Here is a 17,550-nt window from a genome sequence, read left to right on the forward strand (position 1 = left end):
ATCGGGCCCGCTCATTATTGCGTTATTGTGCCAGCGCAGTATTCTCGCCAGAAGCCGTTTTACCGCTGGCTTTCAGCGCTGCTTCCACTTCCGGTGGCATATAGTTTTCATCATGCTTAGCCAGAACCTCAGACGCTTCAAACTGTCCTTCGGCATTCATAGAACCCATGGTGACAATACCCTGCCCCTCACGGAACAGATCCGGCAGGATACCGCTGTATTTAACAACGACGTCATGTTTGAAATCTGTCACTGCAAACTCAACATCCAGACTATCGGGAGCACGAACGACACTGCCTTCCACGACCATGCCACCGGCGCGGATGCGCTGTCCTACAGGAGCTTCGCCCTCTGCGATCTGCGTAGGGGTGTAGAAAAGATTGATGTTTTCTGACAACGCGAATAACACCAGTCCAACAGCAACCGCTACAGCAGCAACCATAGAACTTAACAGGACCAGTTTCTTTTTACGCTTTGGATTCATGATGTTTTTTGCTCCCGGCGCAACTTACGCGCCTGCTCTTTAACCAGCTGACGTTTGTGCATAATAGGTAGCACAACATTAACCACCAGCAGTACAGCACTTAACCCATAGGCCATCCAGACATACAGTCCGTGACCACCCATATTTAAAAACTCAGAAAAAGACTCAAAATACATAACGTTTCTCAACAGATTCTTTATGAGCCGCTGCACACTGCCTCTATTCGACAAGCGGACGGCTCAGGGTTCAATCACGTTTCAATTATTCATCAGCCCTTATTGCTGAGTAATCCCTGAACCCACTGGGTACGCTTCTCACGCTCCAGAATCTCATTACGGGTACGCATCATCAGAATCACAGCAAAGAAACAGTAAAAACCGATCACCATCACCAGAAGCGGCATCCACATTTCCGCAGGCATTGCCGGTTTTTCCGTCAGTTTGAACGTGGCTGGCTGATGGAGAGTATTCCACCACTCAACGGAATACTTGATGATCGGGATATTCACCACCCCTACCAGCGACAGAATGGCACTGGCACGCGCCGCAGATTGCTTGCTGTCAAACGCGGACTGCAGAGCGATTACACCAAAATAAAGAAATAGCAGAATCAGCATTGAGGTCAGACGGGCATCCCATACCCACCAGGCTCCCCAGGTCGGCTTCCCCCACACAGCACCGGTAAAAAGAGCGATGAAGGTCATAGTAGCGCCAACAGGAGCACAAGACTTAGCAACCATATCGGCCACCTTCATCTTCCAGATCAGACCGATACCACCGGCTATCGCCATGGCAAAGAAGATAGACTGCGCCAGAATTGCCGCAGGGACATGAATATAGATAATCCGGAAACTATTTCCCTGCTGGTAATCAGCCGGAGCAAAAGCCAGCCCCCAGATAGTTCCGATCGTAATCAGAAGAACAGCGGCAGCGGCAAACCAGGGAATCCAGCGACCGGTAATCTCATAAAACCACTTTGGTGAGCCCATTCGGTGAAACCAGGCGACAAATGTTTTCCACATGATGCTTACTCAAACTCTCTTCTTTCGATTAACCATTCAGGCTGATACGCAATGCCGCACCGGCAGCCAAAGGTGCCAGAACCAGCGCTGTCATAAACATTGCGCCCATAATAGCCAGGTGACCGGCCACTGCCATTCCGTTTACCGCCGCAATAACAGAGCCGGTACCAAAGATCAGAACAGGAATATACAGCGGTAAAATCAACAAAGTCATCAGTACTCCGGTACGACGCAGCCCCACCGTTAGTGCTGCTCCGATAGCACCGACTAAACTCAGCGTAGGTGTCCCCAGCAACAGACTCAGAAACAGAATGCCAAAACCATCATCTGGCAGAAACATCATCACGCCCAGCAAGGGTGCCAGCAAGGTCAGAGGAAGGCCTGTTACCAACCAGTGGACCAGTACCTTAGACAAAACCATAACAGCTAATGGATGAGGACTGATCACTAACTGCTCCAGAGAACCATCAGCCATATCCTGCTGAAACAAACTATCCAAAGACAGCAGTGTTGCCAGTAACGCAGCAACCCAGAGTACACCAGCGGCAATCTGTGCCAGAAAGTCTGACTCAGGACTGATCCCCAACGGAAAAAGGGTCACCGCGATGGTAAAAAACAGCAAAGGATTCACGATATCTGAACGGCGACGAAACACCAGCAACAGATCCCGCTTCAGCGTGCCGGTAAACGCGCGCCAACTACTGGTCTGCACACCCTCTTCACGTCGCAAAACGCGCTGTTTTTCCTGAGCAAGTTGAGGGTTGATATCATTCGCCATCAGACTTGCTCCGTTTCAGATTGGTGACTCTGACCTAATTGAATCACGTTAAGTTCCGTCGGCAGCGAAAGATTGTGATGGGTCGTCAGAATAACCCCACCGCCCTGCTGAGCATGATCAGCAAGCAACTGCTCAATCTCCCTCACACCACCCTGATCGATCGCTGTAAATGGCTCATCCAGAATCCATAAAGGTGCCGCATGAAGAAAAAGGCGAGCAAGTGCGACCCGGCGATGCTGTCCTGCTGACAGCGTATAGCAGGGTACATCCTCAAAGCCGGTGAGTTTGACCTGAGCCAGAGCATGATAGATCTGATCGGTATCCGCAGGATGATAAAGCGACTGATACCAACGCAGGTTCTCTTCCGGGGTAAGATTATGTTTGATACCCGGCTGATGTCCGATAAAGAGCAGGTTTTCACGAAAACGATCGGGGTCATCAGAAACGCGGTGACCTTGAAAAAAAAGCTCGCCATCATAGTCTGGCAGCAAGCCAGCAAGGATACGCAGTAAGGATGTTTTGCCGGTCCCATTAGGCCCTGCAATCTGCAACACATCTCCGCAATGCAGCTTAAAATCGAGATCACTGAACAGCAACCGGTCATCCCGCTCACATGCCAGTCCCTGCCCTGATAGCAATTCTTGCACGTATCTAACCTTTTTGATGGACCTGCCGATAAAGCTTCTGTTCCCTTTCAGAGTTTGGCTATATGTTTTGGGGCAAAACATTGGTGACCCCGATGGCAAACTCAGCCTAGACTGGAACAGACCGACGAAATTTGCTGGATTGCTCTATTAGGCTATAGCCCTAGAAACCCACAAAGGTGCGCACTTTACTACGATTCAGACAGTTGCGCTACAGACCTGAATCAAGGTCTGATTCGTCATAAGCACTCATAAATATGCTGAAAAACAGGTTGTTATGCTAGAAAACGTCGCACAGACACGGATAGATCAACAGATGGCTGCACTGATGGGAGCGATCCGGGCAGCCGTCAGTGGTAATACCGGCCTGAGTCAGGGACAGACAGCACTGGCAGTTGTTCAGGTGCCCCAGAATGCAGCAGCCCAAAACCAGAACTCTGGTGGTGCTCAGCAGAACTCTGGCGGCCAGACCTCATCCGGCCAAACGGCTCAAGGCCAGGCATCTCAGCAGGGACAGGCAGGCTCTGGTCAGCCGACGACGCAAACAGCGTCTTCCCAGCCAGGTTCTGCCCAGGTTTCTGCCTCACAGTCGACTCAAACCGCGGCAACCCAAGCTTCAGCTCAGGCAACAGCCAACCAGCTGGCTGCCCTGACTCAAACCGCCCAGGCTCAAAACACCCAGTCTGCAGCTCAGGCGCTGGTTAATCAGGTTAAAGCTCAAACCGCTGCAACTATGGCTGCTGCCGTTGCCAGCGCTACATCCGCCCTGAAACCGGCAGCAAGCACCTCAATGCAAGTCAGTCCCTCCATACTTAATATAAGAACTACCGCGTCTACTCCGAATAACTCAGACTCCCAGTCCGGCACACAAGCAACATCAACTATCAAAAACGGCTCCGTCGTTCAGAGCCAAGGCCAGGCTCAGGTTCGCACTCCGCAGCAAACCCAAGCAGGCCAACAACAAGCACAATCGGGTACACAGACAGGTATTCAGCAGCAGGCTCAAATAGCTCAGCAGACAACCACAACAACCCTTAATCAGCTCCTGAACCAAACAGGCGTATCAAATAATCCAGTAAGGGTGCTGATTCCACAAACAGGGCAAAGTGTAGAGCTACCACAGCTCAAACCCTTGCCTGCCGGAACCCAGATTACACTTCGCCAGGCGGGTAGTGCTCAGGTCGACATTATTAAAGTACAGCTACCCCAGAATCAGTCTGTCGCTCAAAACCAGCAAACGACTCAGAATCCGGCGGTACAATCCAATAGCACTATCGCTAATCAGGCTGCACAGAAAGCAGCCCTTCAACAAACAGCAATGGCAGCGCTCAGAGAATCTCTCCCGGTGCAACAACCAGTGTCAGAAACACTGGGCAAAATTCAGGCCCTGCTACCGCAGCTTAGCACTGCTGTCAGGGACAATCCTGTACTGCAGCAGGCGATGCAGATTATCGACAAGACAACACTTAAACTATCTGCCGAGACCGCACCTACCGGACAGGCTGTTAAACAAAGCATCCAACGCAGCGGTGTCTTTCACGAGGCGGTTATGATGCAGGCTCTGCAACAGGCTTCAATCCCTGGCAGTGGTACACCACTTACTCCGGTGGGTGATGATCTTAAAGGGGCTTTTTTCCAGATTTTCCGTCAACTCACCCGTAGCGGCAATCAGACTGAAGGCAGCTCAGATCGGGCAACAACGAACAATGCAAAAGTCAGCGCTGAAGCTACAGCAGATGGCAAGCAAACAGTACAAAATCAGCTGGCAAGAACATTACAGGAAGGTCTTGCAAGAATCAGAAGCAATCAACTACAAAGTAGCCCCGCTACCCGAGGAGCAGAGCCTGCAACAGGTACCGCTATCCAAACAGATATTCCAATTGCTCTTAATGGGCAACTTTCCGAAGTTAAGGTCAAAATAGATCAGGAGATCTGGCCGGAAGAACAGGATCTTCAGCCCGGAGAAGAATACAAACGTCGCTGGGTGATCGATCTAAGCTTCTCGCCACCTGAATTGGGCAACCTTCACGCCCGTCTTCTGTATCAGAACGAGAAGCTGAAAACCCATCTCTGGGTTGAACAGGATGAACAATTACCCGGTGTCAGTAAGAAGCTCCATGAACTTAAAGAGCGTTTGACAGCATTAGGTATTGAGATTGAAGAGGTTCGTTGTCAGGCAGGAACACCGCAACAGCAACCTAAACCCGGCGTTCTGAACTTGAAAGCATGAGCAGACAAAATTCCATTGTGAACCCCAGATCCCAAGGCAGCAAAAAAGCCGTTGCACTGCAATATGAAGGCTATAGCACCCCTAGGGTAACCGCTAAAGGCGAGCACTTGGTCGCTGATCAGATCGTGCAGCTGGCCAGAGAACATAATATCCCCGTATACGAGGATAATAGCTTAGTTCAGGCCCTGGCTCAGGTAGAGCTTGGCGAAGAAATCCCTGAACTTCTCTATATGGCCATTGCAGAGATTATTGCTTTTATCTATCAGCTTGAACGATCCAAGGGTGGGGCTGAGAAAGTACGCAAAGAAGTACTGACCCGTCGTGATATGCTAAAAAACCGATATCAGTCATAACCAGAGTGAACAGAATCAGAACTCTTTAGCTAAAAACCAAAAAGCACCCTAGATGGGTGCTTTTGTATGGTAGGAGTGTTCGTGTGTTCTTTCCAGCAAAGTGGCAGCGTCAGAAAGTCTCCAGACTGGCGTCTGATCTCTGGCGATTCCGAAGCTCACTATGTACTAAAGCGATCAGATCCGCTTCAACACGGGCAAGACCACAGTTCTCCACAAGGTCATCAGATGTCGCTCCCATCTCAACCAAGCGAATAGCGTAGTTGTATGGCAGGCTGCCAACATCCTTCTGCTCAAGATCGGTCTGACGCTCCATCGTGTGATTGAGCTTTTTTTCAACATCCAGAAGACGCTGTCCTACACCAATAGAGCCACTGCCCATCGCATGGGTTTCATTTCGAAGCGACTGAACTAACATCTGAGTCTCGTGCTTATTGCGATCCAACAAGCGACGAAGTGTCAATACCTGCATTACGCTATAGACTGAGACCAGTATAGCGATAATAACAACAGCCCAAAGAATGAGATTTGCCAAAGAATCCTGCATAAAACACTCAAAAGCCGCAGATTAAAGCGCTGCGACTTCTGCCCACTCCTCATCACTCATCAGCTTGTTAAGCTCAACCAGAATAAGCAGCTGGTTATTCTTATTACAAACACCCTGAATAAACTTGGCGCTCTCTTCGTTACCCACATTAGGTGTTGTTTCAATCTCGGACTGACGGAGATAAACCACTTCGGATACCGAATCAACCATAATACCAACAACCTGCTGGTCAACTTCGATAATAACAATACGAGTTGAATCCGTTGTCTCAGCGGTCATCAAACCAAAGCGCTGACGGGTATCAATGACCGTGACCACGTTACCACGCAGGTTAATGATACCCAAGACATATGAAGGTGCACCCGGAACCGGTGCAATCTCTGTATAGCGAAGAACCTCCTGAACCTGCATCACATTGATGCCGTATGTTTCATCCGCCAGACGGAAGGTTACGTACTGCAGAATCGGATCATCAGATCCCGCTGCATTTTTAGCTTGAACAACATTTGCCATGCGAATGCTCCATCTAAATCGTTAGTTTTGCTTCGTCAAAACTAAGCTCTGTTCATAACCGTTTAACGGTCAATTATTCTTCATCAGCCATCAGTGCCTGCAGATCAACAGGTACTTTATCGCTATCCAGTAATCGGGCAAAAGCCGCAACATCAATCAGTGCACACATATGATCAACGACAGTACCTGCCAACCAAGGTCTTCTCCCCAGAGAAGTGCGCCACTTAACTTCGCTGGGGTCCAGTGAAATAGCTTCTGCCACCTCATGGCATGCCAAGCCCCACTCGCTATTATGGATGCGGATAGCAAAGCGGAAATCCGGCTTGTGATCATCATTAATATGTTCAGACATCACCCACTGGGCAGTATCCACCAAACCAACATTCATATTGTTAGTCCTGACAATGCCCAAGAACCAGCCCGGCTGACCAAACAGCGGCGTTGGTTCTTTTTCAAGTTTGTGTATACCACCTAATTCTGCGAGTGGAACAGCAAGTTTCAGACCTTTAACAACAAACAGCAGACACTCAAAGCGCCCCTGAGCCCAATCAGGGCGACCGTCAGTCCAGCCTTCATTTTCTTTTACTTCCAGACCTGTTTCTTCAGCAATCCGGTTATCTTGTTCAATCTCTGTCTGAATATCAGCAATAGGATCTGCAGCTGAAATCTCTGGCTCTGCGATCTCAACCTGCGGCTCCGGAGCTACCGTTTGAGGTTCTGACTCAACTTTTTCTTCAACAATCGCTTCGGTTTTAGTCTCAATTTCAGGCTCAGCAACCTTAAGCTCCGGCATAACAATAGCAGGTGCGTCCTGGAAAGCGACATCAACCTTGGGTTGATCTACCGCTGTGGACTGTTGTCTTTGGCGAATCTGAGCCGCTGCCTCTCGGGCATACTCACGAGCAGAAGGCGGAGCAAATACACGCGTACCCTCTTCGTCAGGAAAGGTACTTACTGCACCGGACTCATCAACAGCTACTTCTTCAGAAGAAGATACAGGAATCTCAATCTCTATTTGCTCTGTCTGCTCAGGGCTGGCTTTATGGGGAGCAGGTTCAGAAGACTCATCTATACTGCTCGCTTCAGGTTCGTCGTATTCGGCAACGTCCTGCAGCAACGCCTCAAGGTAGCCTTCAATCGCTTCCTGAGGAGATGAAAAGTCTTGGGAGTCGTGAGCCATTCTATTGAGCCCCCGGTTTTTGTCTGTGGTCGGTTTGCTTCTCTAAGAGGTGTTTTAGTAACACATTGTAAGCATGTACACCTCGACTCTGGGAATCCAGCATTGAAGGCGGCATTCCCGCCATGCTGGCATCCCTGAATTTGGTATCAACCGGAATCATAGAGTTCCAGATATTTTCTGGATAAGTGTTTCTCAAAAGTCGCAGACTCTGCACGGAAGCTTGCGTTCTTCGGTCATAAAGCGTTGGGACTACTGTATAAGGTAATTCATTTTTACGGGCACGAGTGACCATACTCAGCGTCCGCATCATACGCTCCAAACCTTTGATAGCCAGAAACTCAGTCTGCACAGGGATAATCAGATGCTGGGCTGATGCCAAAGCATTAATCATTAGCAGACCAAGTACAGGCGGACTATCAATCAAAACATAATCAAAACGGTTCCAAAGCAGCGCTAAAGCCCTTGAGATAACCAGCCCCATTCCCCCCTGAGCACTTACCTGGCGCTCAAGTGTAGCCAAGGCCGTCGATGCAGGTATCAACTTTAAACGATCGTGGCCGGTATCCATCAGAAGGCTTTCGGGAAGCTCTTCAGGAATATTCTTGCCCTGTTGAAAAAGATCGTAGGCACTTTTCTGCAGACCATCAGGGTCGTACTTAAAATAACTGGTCAGAGACCCATGCGGATCCAGATCAAGCAGCAGCACCTGATGCCCCTGGTCTGCCAAAAGGCCTCCAAGGGTTACGGTTGATGTTGTTTTACCAACGCCACCTTTCTGATTGGCTACTGCCCAAACATGCATGAAAGTATCCCTTATTTGCCAGTTATTATTGCTTTATCGTTTTCTACTTTAACGGGAAACATCTGTCGACAATCGGTATCCGATGTCATTCAGACTTAAAACTTCATCAGACAATCCGGCCTTTGCCACAGCCATTGGCATGCCATAAATAACCGAGCTGTCCTCATCCTGGGACCAGATAGTAGCACCATGCTCTTTCAGCATACGACATCCATCCCGGCCATCAGCACCCATACCTGTCATTATCACGCCCAGAATGTTGCCTTTAATAGCATTTGCAGCAGAGCCAAAGGTCACATCCACACATGGCTTATAGTTTAAACGTTCATCACCAGCCAAAATTCGCACACAGTTGCCACGCTTATCGACAACCATTTGCTTACCACCGGGCGCCAGCAATGCCAACCCAGGTTTTAACAGATCACCATCCTGAGCTTCTTTAACTTGGATTTTGCAAAGGCCATTCAAGCGCTCAGCAAATGCACCGGTAAATGCCGCCGGCATATGCTGAACGAGAAGCAATGGGGCAGGGAAACTTGCAGGTAATTGAGTCAGTACATTCTGAAGAGCCATAGGCCCTCCGGTAGACGTCCCAATAGCGACCAAATCAAAATGTCGTGGCTGAGGTTTACTTGGCTTAGCCGTTAAAACAGGCTTTGCGACAGAATCTTTCTTCACACCACCAGTCACGGGCGGTGACACGGGAACAGCCGGCCTATTGGCTATAGGTCGGCGAGGCTCTTGTGCACGCACTGAAGAACGACTTGCAGATGCCAATGCACCGCGGCGGCTTCGGGAAACTTCAATGACTTTTTCGCAGAGAGCTTTGGCCAATTCATCAGGCCGGCGAGAAATATCCTCGAAGTTTTTGGGTAAATAATCCACTGCACCGGCTTCCAATGCCCCAAGAGTCACACGGGCACCTTCATGTGTCAGTGAAGAAAACATTAGTACAGGCACAGGCGCCTTTTGCATAATCTCACGGACAGCAGAGATGCCATCGAGTACTGGCATCTCATAATCCATCGTGATGACATCAGGCTTAAGCTCGATCGCTTTTTCTACAGCTTCGCGACCATTACTTGCAGTACCGATTGGCTTGATACGAGCATCGGTGCTTAATAGCTCGCAAACCCGACGACGGAAAAAACCAGAATCATCGACTACTAAAACCGTAATTGGCATATCAGGTCCTTAAAACCCTATCGCGAGCTTCTGGCGTAATGTTTCAGCATACCCGGAATATCCAGAATCAGGGCTATTCGGCCATCACCAGTAATTGTCGCGCCCGCCATACCTGGCGTTCCATGCAACATCTCACCTAATGGTTTAATAACAACCTCTTCCTGACCGATTAGCTGGTCCACTACAAAGCCCACTTTTTGTGTTCCGACAGAAACAACCACAACATGAGCATTTTTCAGTTCTCGACTGACATCAGATCCATGCACCAGCCATTCTTTGAGATAGAAAAGAGGCAGTGTTTTCTCACGAATAACTAAAACTTCCTGGCCGTCAACGATGTTAGCCCGCGAAATATCAAGTTGAAAAATTTCGTTAACATTCACCAAAGGCAAAGCAAAAGTCTGCTGTCCCAACATAACCATCAGTGTAGGCATAATAGCCAGAGTCAGGGGCACCTTGATGATAATCTTGGAACCCTTACCCTCTTCTGACCAAACGTTAATGGTACCGTTCAATTGTGAAATTTTTGTTTTCACAACATCCATACCCACACCACGACCAGACACGTCTGAGATCTCTTCTTTTGTCGATAAACCCGCTGCAAAAATCAGATTGAATGCTTCCTGATCCGTAAGGCGATCGGCAGCATCCTGATCCAGCTGTCCTTTCTCCACAGCCTTATTACGCAGAACCTGAGGGTTCATCCCTGCACCATCATCACTGATAGTCAAAAGGATATGATCACCTTCCTGTTCAGCAGACAGAACAACCTCACCAACACGTGGCTTACCCTTTTGTTCACGTATTTCAGGACCTTCAATGCCATGATCAACGGCATTCCTCACCAAGTGAATCAATGGATCAGCCAAGGCTTCAACAAGGTTCTTATCCAAGTCAGTATCTTCACCGATAAGGCGCAGATTAATCTCTTTCTTCAGTTTTCGGGACAGATCCCTAACAACCCGAGGAAAACGGCCAAATACTTTTTTGATTGGCTGCATTCGGGTCTTCATAACTGATGTCTGAAGATCGGCAGTTACAACATCTAGATTTGAAACAGCCTTTGCAACCTCAGGGTCAGAGCTCTGACCACCAAGACGAACCAGTCGGTTACGAACTAAAACCAGCTCGCCAACCATATTCATGATGTCATCGAGTCGACTGGTATCAACACGGACCGTTGTCTCAGCAGCAGGAGCCGTTTCTTTCTTTGGAGCGACTTTCTTATCTGCAGCTGGGGCTGCAGGAGCTGATGCTGCTGCTTTTGCTGACACAGCAGGCTTTGAAACTGCTTGAGGAGCTTGCTCAGTTTGCTTAGCAGGTTCTTTTGAAGCTACAGTATCAGGACTAACAGGAGCCCCACCTTTACCATGCAGTTCATCCAGAAGTGCTTCAAACTCATCATCAGTAATCAGGTCATCACTACCGGAATTTGTCGTTGGAGCAGACTCCTGCTTAGGCGTATTTTCAGCGGCCGCCGGAGATGCAGGTGTTGGTGGTTGACCTGAACCATGTAACTGGTCCAGAAGTGCCTCAAACTCTTCTTCAGTAATCTCATCACTACCTGAAGCAGCATCGGTAACAGGATCACTCTTCGGTTCTGATGGGGTCGGGGCCGCTGTCGGCGCACCACCATCATGCAAAGCATCGAGTAGGGATTCAAACTCAGCATCAGTAATATCACCTTCGGCATCCTGCACCGCTGCGGCCGGAGGCTCTACAGGAGCTTCAACAGCAGGTTCAGTTGCGGGCTCGACAGGAGCCTCAACAACAGGTTCAGGCGCTGGCTCTGCAGGAGGCACGGCTTCAGACTCAGGCTGTGCAAAAAACTCAAGCTGACTAATCAATTGAGGGTCGGCACTATCCGGCATTTGGCCGGAACGAACCTCTTCAAACATCTCGTTAACCGTATCCAGTGCACTCAGTACGGTATCCATCAACTCAGGTGTTACCGAACGCTGATGTTTTCTCAACGTGTCAAAGACATTCTCAGCAACATGGCAGCAATCCACTAGCGGCGTGAGCTGGAGGAACCCCGCACCACCTTTAACCGTGTGAAAGCCACGAAAAATTGCATTCAGGAGATCAGGATCATCAGGAGACTGCTCCAGATCGACTAACTGCTCAGACAGCAATTCAAGGATTTCACCTGCTTCAATTAAGAAGTCCTGCAAAATATCCTGATCGACTTCAAAGCTCATCCATACTTCTCCTTAAAAGCCGAGACTCGATAGCAGGTCATCAACTTCATCCTGCCCGGAAACAACATCTTTCCGCTGTTCTGCATTAACAATCGGCCCCTCAGGAGCATGCGCTTCCTCAGCAACCCGATCACTGGTGTCGTGCTGAATCCCCGTAATCTGATCCACCTGACCAGCCATACAAACCAGATTTACGAGGTTTTCTTCAATTTCCTGAACAAGGGTGATCACTTTAATCAAGACCTGGCCAGTCAAATCCTGATATCCCTGAGCGAGCAGGATATCGTTAAAATTGCTGGAAAGTGTTCCTGCCTGATCTTCAGTTTCCTTCAGGAAATCATCAATTTTTCGATAAAGGTCTCTGAACTCGTCCGGTTTCATTTCCCGTCGAACCAAGCGCGCCCAATCCTGTCGCAAAGACGTTGCCTGCTCACGTAGGTGTTCAGCAACTGGAGCGCTTTCATCAACTTTATCCATCGTTTGATTGGCCGCATCCTGTGTCATTTTTATGACATAATTCAGTCGATCTGTCGCATTTGCCATTTGCGACATCTCTTCCGAAACAGGATTACCAGCACCAACATCAATATGGAAATTGGTTATAGCATCATGCAAAGCACGAGTCAGACGCCCTACTTCCAGGTACAAGTTTCGGTTTCGCTCATCATTGATACGTTGGATAAGGTTAACGGCATCGCTCAGATTACCGTTTTCCACTTTTTCCATCAGCTCAGAGGTACTTTCTTTGAGTATCTGCTCGAACTCGGTTGTTTGCTGTCCACCCGGGCTTTTCAGAGCCATAACCTGAGACCTTTATCTTAATGAATGACTTGACTGGCCAAAATTCCCAGCAGCCAATTACTGCTGTTCAATTCGTTCAAAAATCTTTTCGATTTTTTCCTTGAGAACGGCAGCCGTGAAAGGCTTAACAATATAGCCATTTACACCAGCCTGAGCCGCTGCAACAATCTGCTCACGTTTGGCCTCTGCTGTAACCATCAGAATAGGCAAATCTTTCAGTTTAGGATCAGCACGACAAGTCTTAAGCAGGTCAAAACCTGTCATACCTGGCATATTCCAATCCGTTACCAGAAAGTCAAAGTTGCCTGTTTCCAATAAAGGGATGGCGGTCAGACCGTCATCAGCCTCATGCGTATTAGTAAAACCCAAGTCACGAAGCAGGTTTTTGACGATCCGTCTCATGGTGGAAAAATCATCCACAATGAGAATCTTCATATTCTTATCCAAGGCAACCTCCACTCACCCAATTTGCCACTACTAGAATACTACAATTATTCATTTATCAAATATATATAATGTAATTACTTCCACTCAGATAAACGAGACCTTAGCCTTAAGGCTGCCTGGCTGTGTATCTGACTGACTCTTGACTCACTTACATCGAGAACCGAACCAATCTCTTTCAGATTCAAACCCTCAGTGTAATAAAGTGCCAAAACCATTTGTTCCCTCTCAGGAAGCCCAGCGATGGCATCTGCCAAAGCCCTTTGAAACGCACCACCTTCAACAGCCTCATCAGGCTCTGCCGATGTTTCATCCGCCACCTCGAAGCTACTGTCTTCGTTATCGGTTATTTCATCAAAACTGAACAGCTTAGTTCCGGCAGTGTCGCGCACATAGTGATTATACTCTTCGGCAGTAACCCCCATTTCGGCTGCTATTTCACTATCACGGGCATCACGGCCCGTCCTAGCCTCAACCTGTTTAATCGCCTCGGAAACCCTTCGGCTATTTCTGTGAACAGAGCGAGGAGCCCAATCATACCTGCGAACCTCATCAAGCATTGCACCCCGAATACGAATCGAAGCATATGTTTCAAAACTCGCACCTTTCGAGCCATCAAACTTTTGAGAGGCTTCAATAAGACCTATCATCCCCGCCTGGATCAGATCATCAAGCATAACGGTTTGGGGCAGCCGGCTTAGAAGATGCTGAGCAACTTTCTTGACCAAAGGAGCATGCTCGTCAACCAGACTGCTTGTCACTGTTTTGCCGGAATAGTACATACCTGAACTCATTACCAGAGCCATAGATAGCGACCTCCCGTCTCTATCGTTCCGGATTTTGGTTAGTTTCGTTCTTTTCAAGCAGCTCCAGAGCGTTACTCACAAGTACGCCTGAATCTCCTAGCCTCAAATCATCCGGAATCTTTTGGCCACTGGCCAAATATGCAAGAGGCAGCCTGTTATCAGCTATAAGACTGATCACCTCACCTGCACTTGTTGCTTCATCCAGCTTAGTAACAACACACCCATTCAAACCGTGTCGCCTATAGGCCTCATATGTCGATTGCAAAACCTGTTGCTGGCTGATTGCACTCAACACTAAATATTTACGAATTCTAACTGAAGCGGTCTCTAATAAGGAAAACTGCTCCCTCATATTTGGATCCTGAACACTAAGGCCAGCAGTATCAATTAAAATAAGCGCCTTGGTCTTCAATGATTTAAGCGTAGCATCCAGCGAATTTTTCTCATCGACAACGCGAACAGGAACCCCAAGAATACGACCGAAGGTCCTGAGCTGCTCATAGGCAGCAACCCGATAACAATCAGTAGTCACCAACGCCATGCTATCGGGGCCATATTTTAAAACATATCGGGCAGCCAGCTTTCCAATGCAGGTTGTTTTTCCTACACCAGTTGGCCCCATAAGAGCCACAATCCCGCCCTGATCAATAACATCTGAGCCTGTAGTCAACACTTGCGCTCGAATCTGGTCGACAGACTTTTCCCAAGCAGCCGAAAACTCAACATCATCAGCTAATGAAGCACTTTCAATAATTCTTACAGCAAAATGCTCAGAAAGCCCCATTCGACGTAGACGCTTATAAAGCATAGCCTCAACAGGCTTTCTCTCAGACATCGTCTCCTTCATTTGCTCTCGAAGAAGTTCTCTCAACCCTTGGATCTCAGACTGCATCGCTCTAATAGCTGCATCTTCTGGGCTTTTTCTGCGCCCCCGAGCCTCAAGCGTGTCAACCATAGCCTCGGCCTGATCAAACTGGCGCTCTTTTGCCTTCACCTGAAAAGCATTCTCAAGACGATCCGGTGATTGCTCACCCGACGCATTTTCAATTACATCCTTAGCTTTAGCTAACGCATCAGCCAGAGAATCGGTCAGCGCATCACTATTTTCAGGATCGATACGTTCACTGGGTTCACGAAGAATACTGGCGTCATAATCAACAGCCGTAACAATTTCAACGCCGCCAGCCACTTTGTTATTGGACAAAATAGCAGCGTCAGAACCAAACTCATCCCGAACCAACTTCATGGCTTGACGCATATCAGGAGCAAAGAAACGTTTTACTTTCATAAATACCCATATCCTTCGTTATTCCGGCAGCCATGGTGAAAGCCCCAACCAACCATACAAAATATAAGTTTATTGCTGTCCTACAGTAGCCACAATAGTAATCTGTTTATTATCAGGAATCTCCTGATACGAGAGAACATGTACCGACTGAGCACTATAGCGAACAAATCTGGCAAGAACTTGCCGTATTGGCGCCGCTACTACCAATACTGCCGGATTACCCATCATCTCCTGCTGTTGAGATACTTCTGCCAAGGACTGCTGCAATCGCTCAGCCATTGCGGGCTCAAGAATAAGATTGTCATCAACATTAGATTGAGCAGCCTGCTGAACAGATTGAAGCAAAATTTGTTCCAACTGAGGCTCCAAGGTAATAACCGGAAGGTCTGTACCCGGACCACAAATCGACTGCACGATAGAACGGGACAAAGCAATGCGCACCGCAGAGGTCATCTGACCTATATCCCGGGTAGATTGAGCAGTCTCAATTAAAGACTGCGCAATTGTGCGGAAGTCACGTATAGAAACACTCTCCTGCAGCAAACTCTGAATAATCTTCAGCAATTGATTCAAGCTTAAACAATCGGGAACCAGCTGCTCTGCCAGTTTCGGCGAATGACTTGAAAGAGCATCCATAAGATGCTGAATATCATCATGGCCAATCAATTCATGGGCATAATTCTGCATAATCTGGTTTAACTGGGTCGCGATAACCGTACTGGAGTCAACTACAGTGTAACCCAACGCCTGCGCCTCATCCCGGTCCTGTGCCTCTACCCATACGGCATCCAATCCAAATGCTGGATCTTTACCCTCAATCCCTGAAATTTCACCAAATACCTGCCCCGGGTTAATCGCCATTTCGCGGTCCGGGTAAACTTCAGCCTCGGCGACTACAACGCCTTTCAACAGAATACGATAAATAGTTGGCGACAACTCCAGATTATCCCGAATATGCACAGAAGGAACCAAAAAACCCAACTCCTGGGATAATTTTTTACGAATCCCTTTGATTCGCCCAAGCAACTGCCCACCTTGGTTTTTGTCAACCAAAGGAATCAGCCGGTAACCCACTTCAAGACCCAACAGGTCAATCATAGGCACATCACTCCACCCCAGCTCTTTTTGGTTTACTGCAGACTCATCAGGCAAAGGCATATCCGGAGCTTTTTGTTTCTGCGCCAATTCCTGCGCCACCTTTTTCTCGGTGTAGTATTTAATGGCATACGCCCCCAAACCTGCAGCAGCCGCTAAACCCAGAAAAGCTAAATGAGGCATACCAGGGATAATACCCATCAGCGCAAGAATAACAGCCGTAATTGTAAGAGCCTGAGGGGTAGCGAACATCTGCCCGCCAACCTGCTGACCAATGCTCTGATCACTATTAACACGAGTAACCATAATTGCTGCAGCAACAGAGAGAAGCAGAGAAGGAATCTGCGCCACAAGACCATCACCGATGGTAAGCAACACGTATTTCTCCAAAGCATCGGCAAACTCCAAGTCATGCTGCATGATACCGATGCCAAGACCACCGATAACATTGATCACCAAAATCAGAATACCAGCAACCGCATCACCACGAACAAACTTACTGGCACCATCCATCGCACCATAAAAATCGGCTTCATTTGCAACATCAGCACGACGCTGTTTGGCTTCCTCCTGATTAATCAAGCCCGCATTCAAGTCAGCATCAATCGCCATCTGCTTGCCCGGCATGGCATCAAGGGTAAAACGTGCACTTACTTCCGAAATACGGCCTGCACCCTTGGTGATAACCACAAAGTTGATAATCATCAGAATCAGGAAAACAACAAGACCGACGACATAATTCCCGCCAATCAGTACAGCACCAAATGCTTCGATGACTTTACCAGCAGCATCTCCACCTTCGTGCCCGTTCAGCAAAACGATACGTGTTGAAGCCACGTTCAGCGCCAGCCGGAGAAGTGTAGCAACGAGTAGAATTGTCGGGAAAACAGCAAAATCCAGAGGACGCAAGGAATACACTGCAACCAGAAGGATAATGATAGACAAGGCGATATTGAAGGTGAAAAGCATATCCAGCAGCAACACGGGCACTGGGAGCGTCATCATCCCTAGCAAAACAAGGATCAGGACAGGAATACCCAGCCCTGTTAACGGCAAACTCTTCAACCTGTTTATTATTTGAGTACGTTCCATCATTACCCTTGTTTGCTGGCATTCAAAAAAATAAAATTTTGGCTATGCTACCAACAATACTATAACAGGCAAAGCGTTAAGCAACTGCT

18 protein-coding genes are annotated in these 17,550 nt (G+C 48.3%); 2 read left to right on the forward strand and 16 right to left on the reverse strand.

Features of this window, described 5'->3' with window-relative positions:
• Positions 1-22: 22 nt before the first annotated feature.
• The 5 genes from ccmE to ccmA form a co-directional block, all read right to left on the reverse strand.
• Complete coding sequence (gene ccmE, locus AC4GL5_RS02650) at positions 23-484, reverse strand: cytochrome c maturation protein CcmE (protein WP_490381234.1); 462 nt, start codon at positions 482-484, stop codon at positions 23-25.
• Positions 481-660, reverse strand: a complete 180-nt coding sequence (gene ccmD, locus AC4GL5_RS02655; RefSeq protein ID WP_490381235.1) for a heme exporter protein CcmD — start codon at positions 658-660, stop codon at positions 481-483. The genes ccmE and ccmD overlap by 4 nt, the downstream gene beginning before the upstream one ends.
• A gap of 92 nt (positions 661-752) precedes the next feature.
• Positions 753-1,505, reverse strand: a complete 753-nt coding sequence (locus tag AC4GL5_RS02660; protein WP_490381236.1) for a heme ABC transporter permease — start codon at positions 1,503-1,505, stop codon at positions 753-755.
• 28 nt (positions 1,506-1,533) lie between these two features.
• Positions 1,534-2,283, reverse strand: a complete 750-nt coding sequence (gene ccmB / locus AC4GL5_RS02665) for a heme exporter protein CcmB (protein WP_490381237.1) — start codon at positions 2,281-2,283, stop codon at positions 1,534-1,536.
• Positions 2,283-2,930: a cytochrome c biogenesis heme-transporting ATPase CcmA gene (gene ccmA / locus AC4GL5_RS02670; protein WP_490381238.1), complete on the reverse strand. Its 648-nt coding sequence runs from the start codon at positions 2,928-2,930 to the stop codon at positions 2,283-2,285. The genes ccmB and ccmA overlap by 1 nt, the downstream gene beginning before the upstream one ends.
• Positions 2,931-3,243: 313 nt before the next feature.
• On the opposite strand from ccmA, the gene fliK reads away from it, so the two are divergent.
• Positions 3,244-5,157: a flagellar hook-length control protein FliK gene (fliK, locus tag AC4GL5_RS02675; RefSeq protein WP_490381239.1), complete on the forward strand. Its 1,914-nt coding sequence runs from the start codon at positions 3,244-3,246 to the stop codon at positions 5,155-5,157.
• The gene (locus AC4GL5_RS02680) at positions 5,154-5,510 is read left to right on the forward strand and encodes an EscU/YscU/HrcU family type III secretion system export apparatus switch protein (RefSeq protein WP_490381240.1); all 357 of its coding nucleotides are present in this window, start codon (positions 5,154-5,156) and stop codon (positions 5,508-5,510) included. The genes fliK and AC4GL5_RS02680 overlap by 4 nt, the downstream gene beginning before the upstream one ends.
• A 109-nt stretch (positions 5,511-5,619) precedes the next feature.
• On the opposite strand, the gene AC4GL5_RS02685 is transcribed toward AC4GL5_RS02680, so the two are convergent.
• From AC4GL5_RS02685 to flhA, 11 genes are all read right to left on the reverse strand, one after another.
• The gene (locus AC4GL5_RS02685) at positions 5,620-6,054 is read right to left on the reverse strand and encodes a DUF2802 domain-containing protein (RefSeq protein WP_490381241.1); all 435 of its coding nucleotides are present in this window, start codon (positions 6,052-6,054) and stop codon (positions 5,620-5,622) included.
• Positions 6,055-6,075: 21 nt separating this feature from the next.
• Positions 6,076-6,567 (reverse strand): chemotaxis protein CheW, encoded by a 492-nt coding sequence (locus AC4GL5_RS02690; protein WP_417596810.1) that lies wholly within the window; start codon positions 6,565-6,567, stop codon positions 6,076-6,078.
• A gap of 73 nt (positions 6,568-6,640) precedes the next feature.
• The gene (locus tag AC4GL5_RS02695) at positions 6,641-7,747 is read right to left on the reverse strand and encodes a chemotaxis protein CheW (RefSeq protein WP_490381242.1); all 1,107 of its coding nucleotides are present in this window, start codon (positions 7,745-7,747) and stop codon (positions 6,641-6,643) included.
• A 1-nt stretch (position 7,748) separates the two neighbouring features.
• Positions 7,749-8,549, reverse strand: coding sequence for a ParA family protein (locus AC4GL5_RS02700; RefSeq protein WP_490381243.1), 801 nt, complete (start codon positions 8,547-8,549; stop codon positions 7,749-7,751).
• A 48-nt stretch (positions 8,550-8,597) separates the two neighbouring features.
• Complete coding sequence (locus AC4GL5_RS02705; RefSeq protein ID WP_490381244.1) at positions 8,598-9,734, reverse strand: protein-glutamate methylesterase/protein-glutamine glutaminase; 1,137 nt, start codon at positions 9,732-9,734, stop codon at positions 8,598-8,600.
• A gap of 17 nt (positions 9,735-9,751) precedes the next feature.
• Positions 9,752-11,935 (reverse strand): chemotaxis protein CheA, encoded by a 2,184-nt coding sequence (locus AC4GL5_RS02710; RefSeq protein ID WP_490381245.1) that lies wholly within the window; start codon positions 11,933-11,935, stop codon positions 9,752-9,754.
• Positions 11,936-11,947: 12 nt separating this feature from the next.
• On the reverse strand, positions 11,948-12,736 hold the full coding sequence (locus tag AC4GL5_RS02715; protein WP_490381246.1) for a protein phosphatase CheZ: 789 nt from the start codon (positions 12,734-12,736) through the stop codon (positions 11,948-11,950).
• Positions 12,737-12,793: 57 nt separating this feature from the next.
• Positions 12,794-13,171, reverse strand: coding sequence for a chemotaxis response regulator CheY (locus AC4GL5_RS02720; RefSeq protein ID WP_202931181.1), 378 nt, complete (start codon positions 13,169-13,171; stop codon positions 12,794-12,796).
• Between the two features lie 86 nt (positions 13,172-13,257).
• The gene (locus tag AC4GL5_RS02725) at positions 13,258-13,986 is read right to left on the reverse strand and encodes an RNA polymerase sigma factor FliA (RefSeq protein WP_490381247.1); all 729 of its coding nucleotides are present in this window, start codon (positions 13,984-13,986) and stop codon (positions 13,258-13,260) included.
• 19 nt (positions 13,987-14,005) lie between these two features.
• Positions 14,006-15,274 carry a flagellar biosynthesis GTPase FlhF gene (flhF, locus tag AC4GL5_RS02730; protein ID WP_490381248.1) on the reverse strand — a complete coding sequence of 423 codons (1,269 nt, stop codon included), beginning with the start codon at positions 15,272-15,274 and terminating at the stop codon, positions 14,006-14,008.
• A 69-nt stretch (positions 15,275-15,343) separates the two neighbouring features.
• Positions 15,344-17,461, reverse strand: a complete 2,118-nt coding sequence (gene flhA, locus AC4GL5_RS02735; protein WP_490381274.1) for a flagellar biosynthesis protein FlhA — start codon at positions 17,459-17,461, stop codon at positions 15,344-15,346.
• Positions 17,462-17,550 lie beyond the last annotated feature (89 nt).

It is taken from the genome of Oceanospirillum sp., from assembly GCF_982874595.1.

Bases quoted from the DNA above. Each gene is read 5' to 3' on its own strand.
- AC4GL5_RS02710 (WP_490381245.1), bottom strand. From the start codon at position 11,935: ATGAGCTTTGAAGTCGATCAGGATATTTTGCAGGACTTCTTAATTGAA.
- AC4GL5_RS02690 (WP_417596810.1), bottom strand. From the start codon at position 6,567: ATGGCAAATGTTGTTCAAGCTAAAAATGCAGCGGGATCTGATGATCCG.
- AC4GL5_RS02705 (WP_490381244.1), bottom strand. From the start codon at position 9,734: ATGCCAATTACGGTTTTAGTAGTCGATGATTCTGGTTTTTTCCGTCGT.
- fliK (WP_490381239.1), top strand. From the start codon at position 3,244: ATGGCTGCACTGATGGGAGCGATCCGGGCAGCCGTCAGTGGTAATACC.
- ccmB (WP_490381237.1), bottom strand. From the start codon at position 2,283: ATGGCGAATGATATCAACCCTCAACTTGCTCAGGAAAAACAGCGCGTT.
- flhF (WP_490381248.1), bottom strand. From the start codon at position 15,274: ATGAAAGTAAAACGTTTCTTTGCTCCTGATATGCGTCAAGCCATGAAG.
- AC4GL5_RS02685 (WP_490381241.1), bottom strand. From the start codon at position 6,054: ATGCAGGATTCTTTGGCAAATCTCATTCTTTGGGCTGTTGTTATTATC.
- AC4GL5_RS02660 (WP_490381236.1), bottom strand. From the start codon at position 1,505: ATGTGGAAAACATTTGTCGCCTGGTTTCACCGAATGGGCTCACCAAAG.
- ccmD (WP_490381235.1), bottom strand. From the start codon at position 660: ATGTATTTTGAGTCTTTTTCTGAGTTTTTAAATATGGGTGGTCACGGA.
- AC4GL5_RS02680 (WP_490381240.1), top strand. From the start codon at position 5,154: ATGAGCAGACAAAATTCCATTGTGAACCCCAGATCCCAAGGCAGCAAA.
- AC4GL5_RS02715 (WP_490381246.1), bottom strand. From the start codon at position 12,736: ATGGCTCTGAAAAGCCCGGGTGGACAGCAAACAACCGAGTTCGAGCAG.
- AC4GL5_RS02695 (WP_490381242.1), bottom strand. From the start codon at position 7,747: ATGGCTCACGACTCCCAAGACTTTTCATCTCCTCAGGAAGCGATTGAA.
- AC4GL5_RS02700 (WP_490381243.1), bottom strand. From the start codon at position 8,549: ATGCATGTTTGGGCAGTAGCCAATCAGAAAGGTGGCGTTGGTAAAACA.
- ccmE (WP_490381234.1), bottom strand. From the start codon at position 484: ATGAATCCAAAGCGTAAAAAGAAACTGGTCCTGTTAAGTTCTATGGTT.
- flhA (WP_490381274.1), bottom strand. From the start codon at position 17,461: ATGGAACGTACTCAAATAATAAACAGGTTGAAGAGTTTGCCGTTAACA.
- AC4GL5_RS02720 (WP_202931181.1), bottom strand. From the start codon at position 13,171: ATGAAGATTCTCATTGTGGATGATTTTTCCACCATGAGACGGATCGTC.
- AC4GL5_RS02725 (WP_490381247.1), bottom strand. From the start codon at position 13,986: ATGGCTCTGGTAATGAGTTCAGGTATGTACTATTCCGGCAAAACAGTG.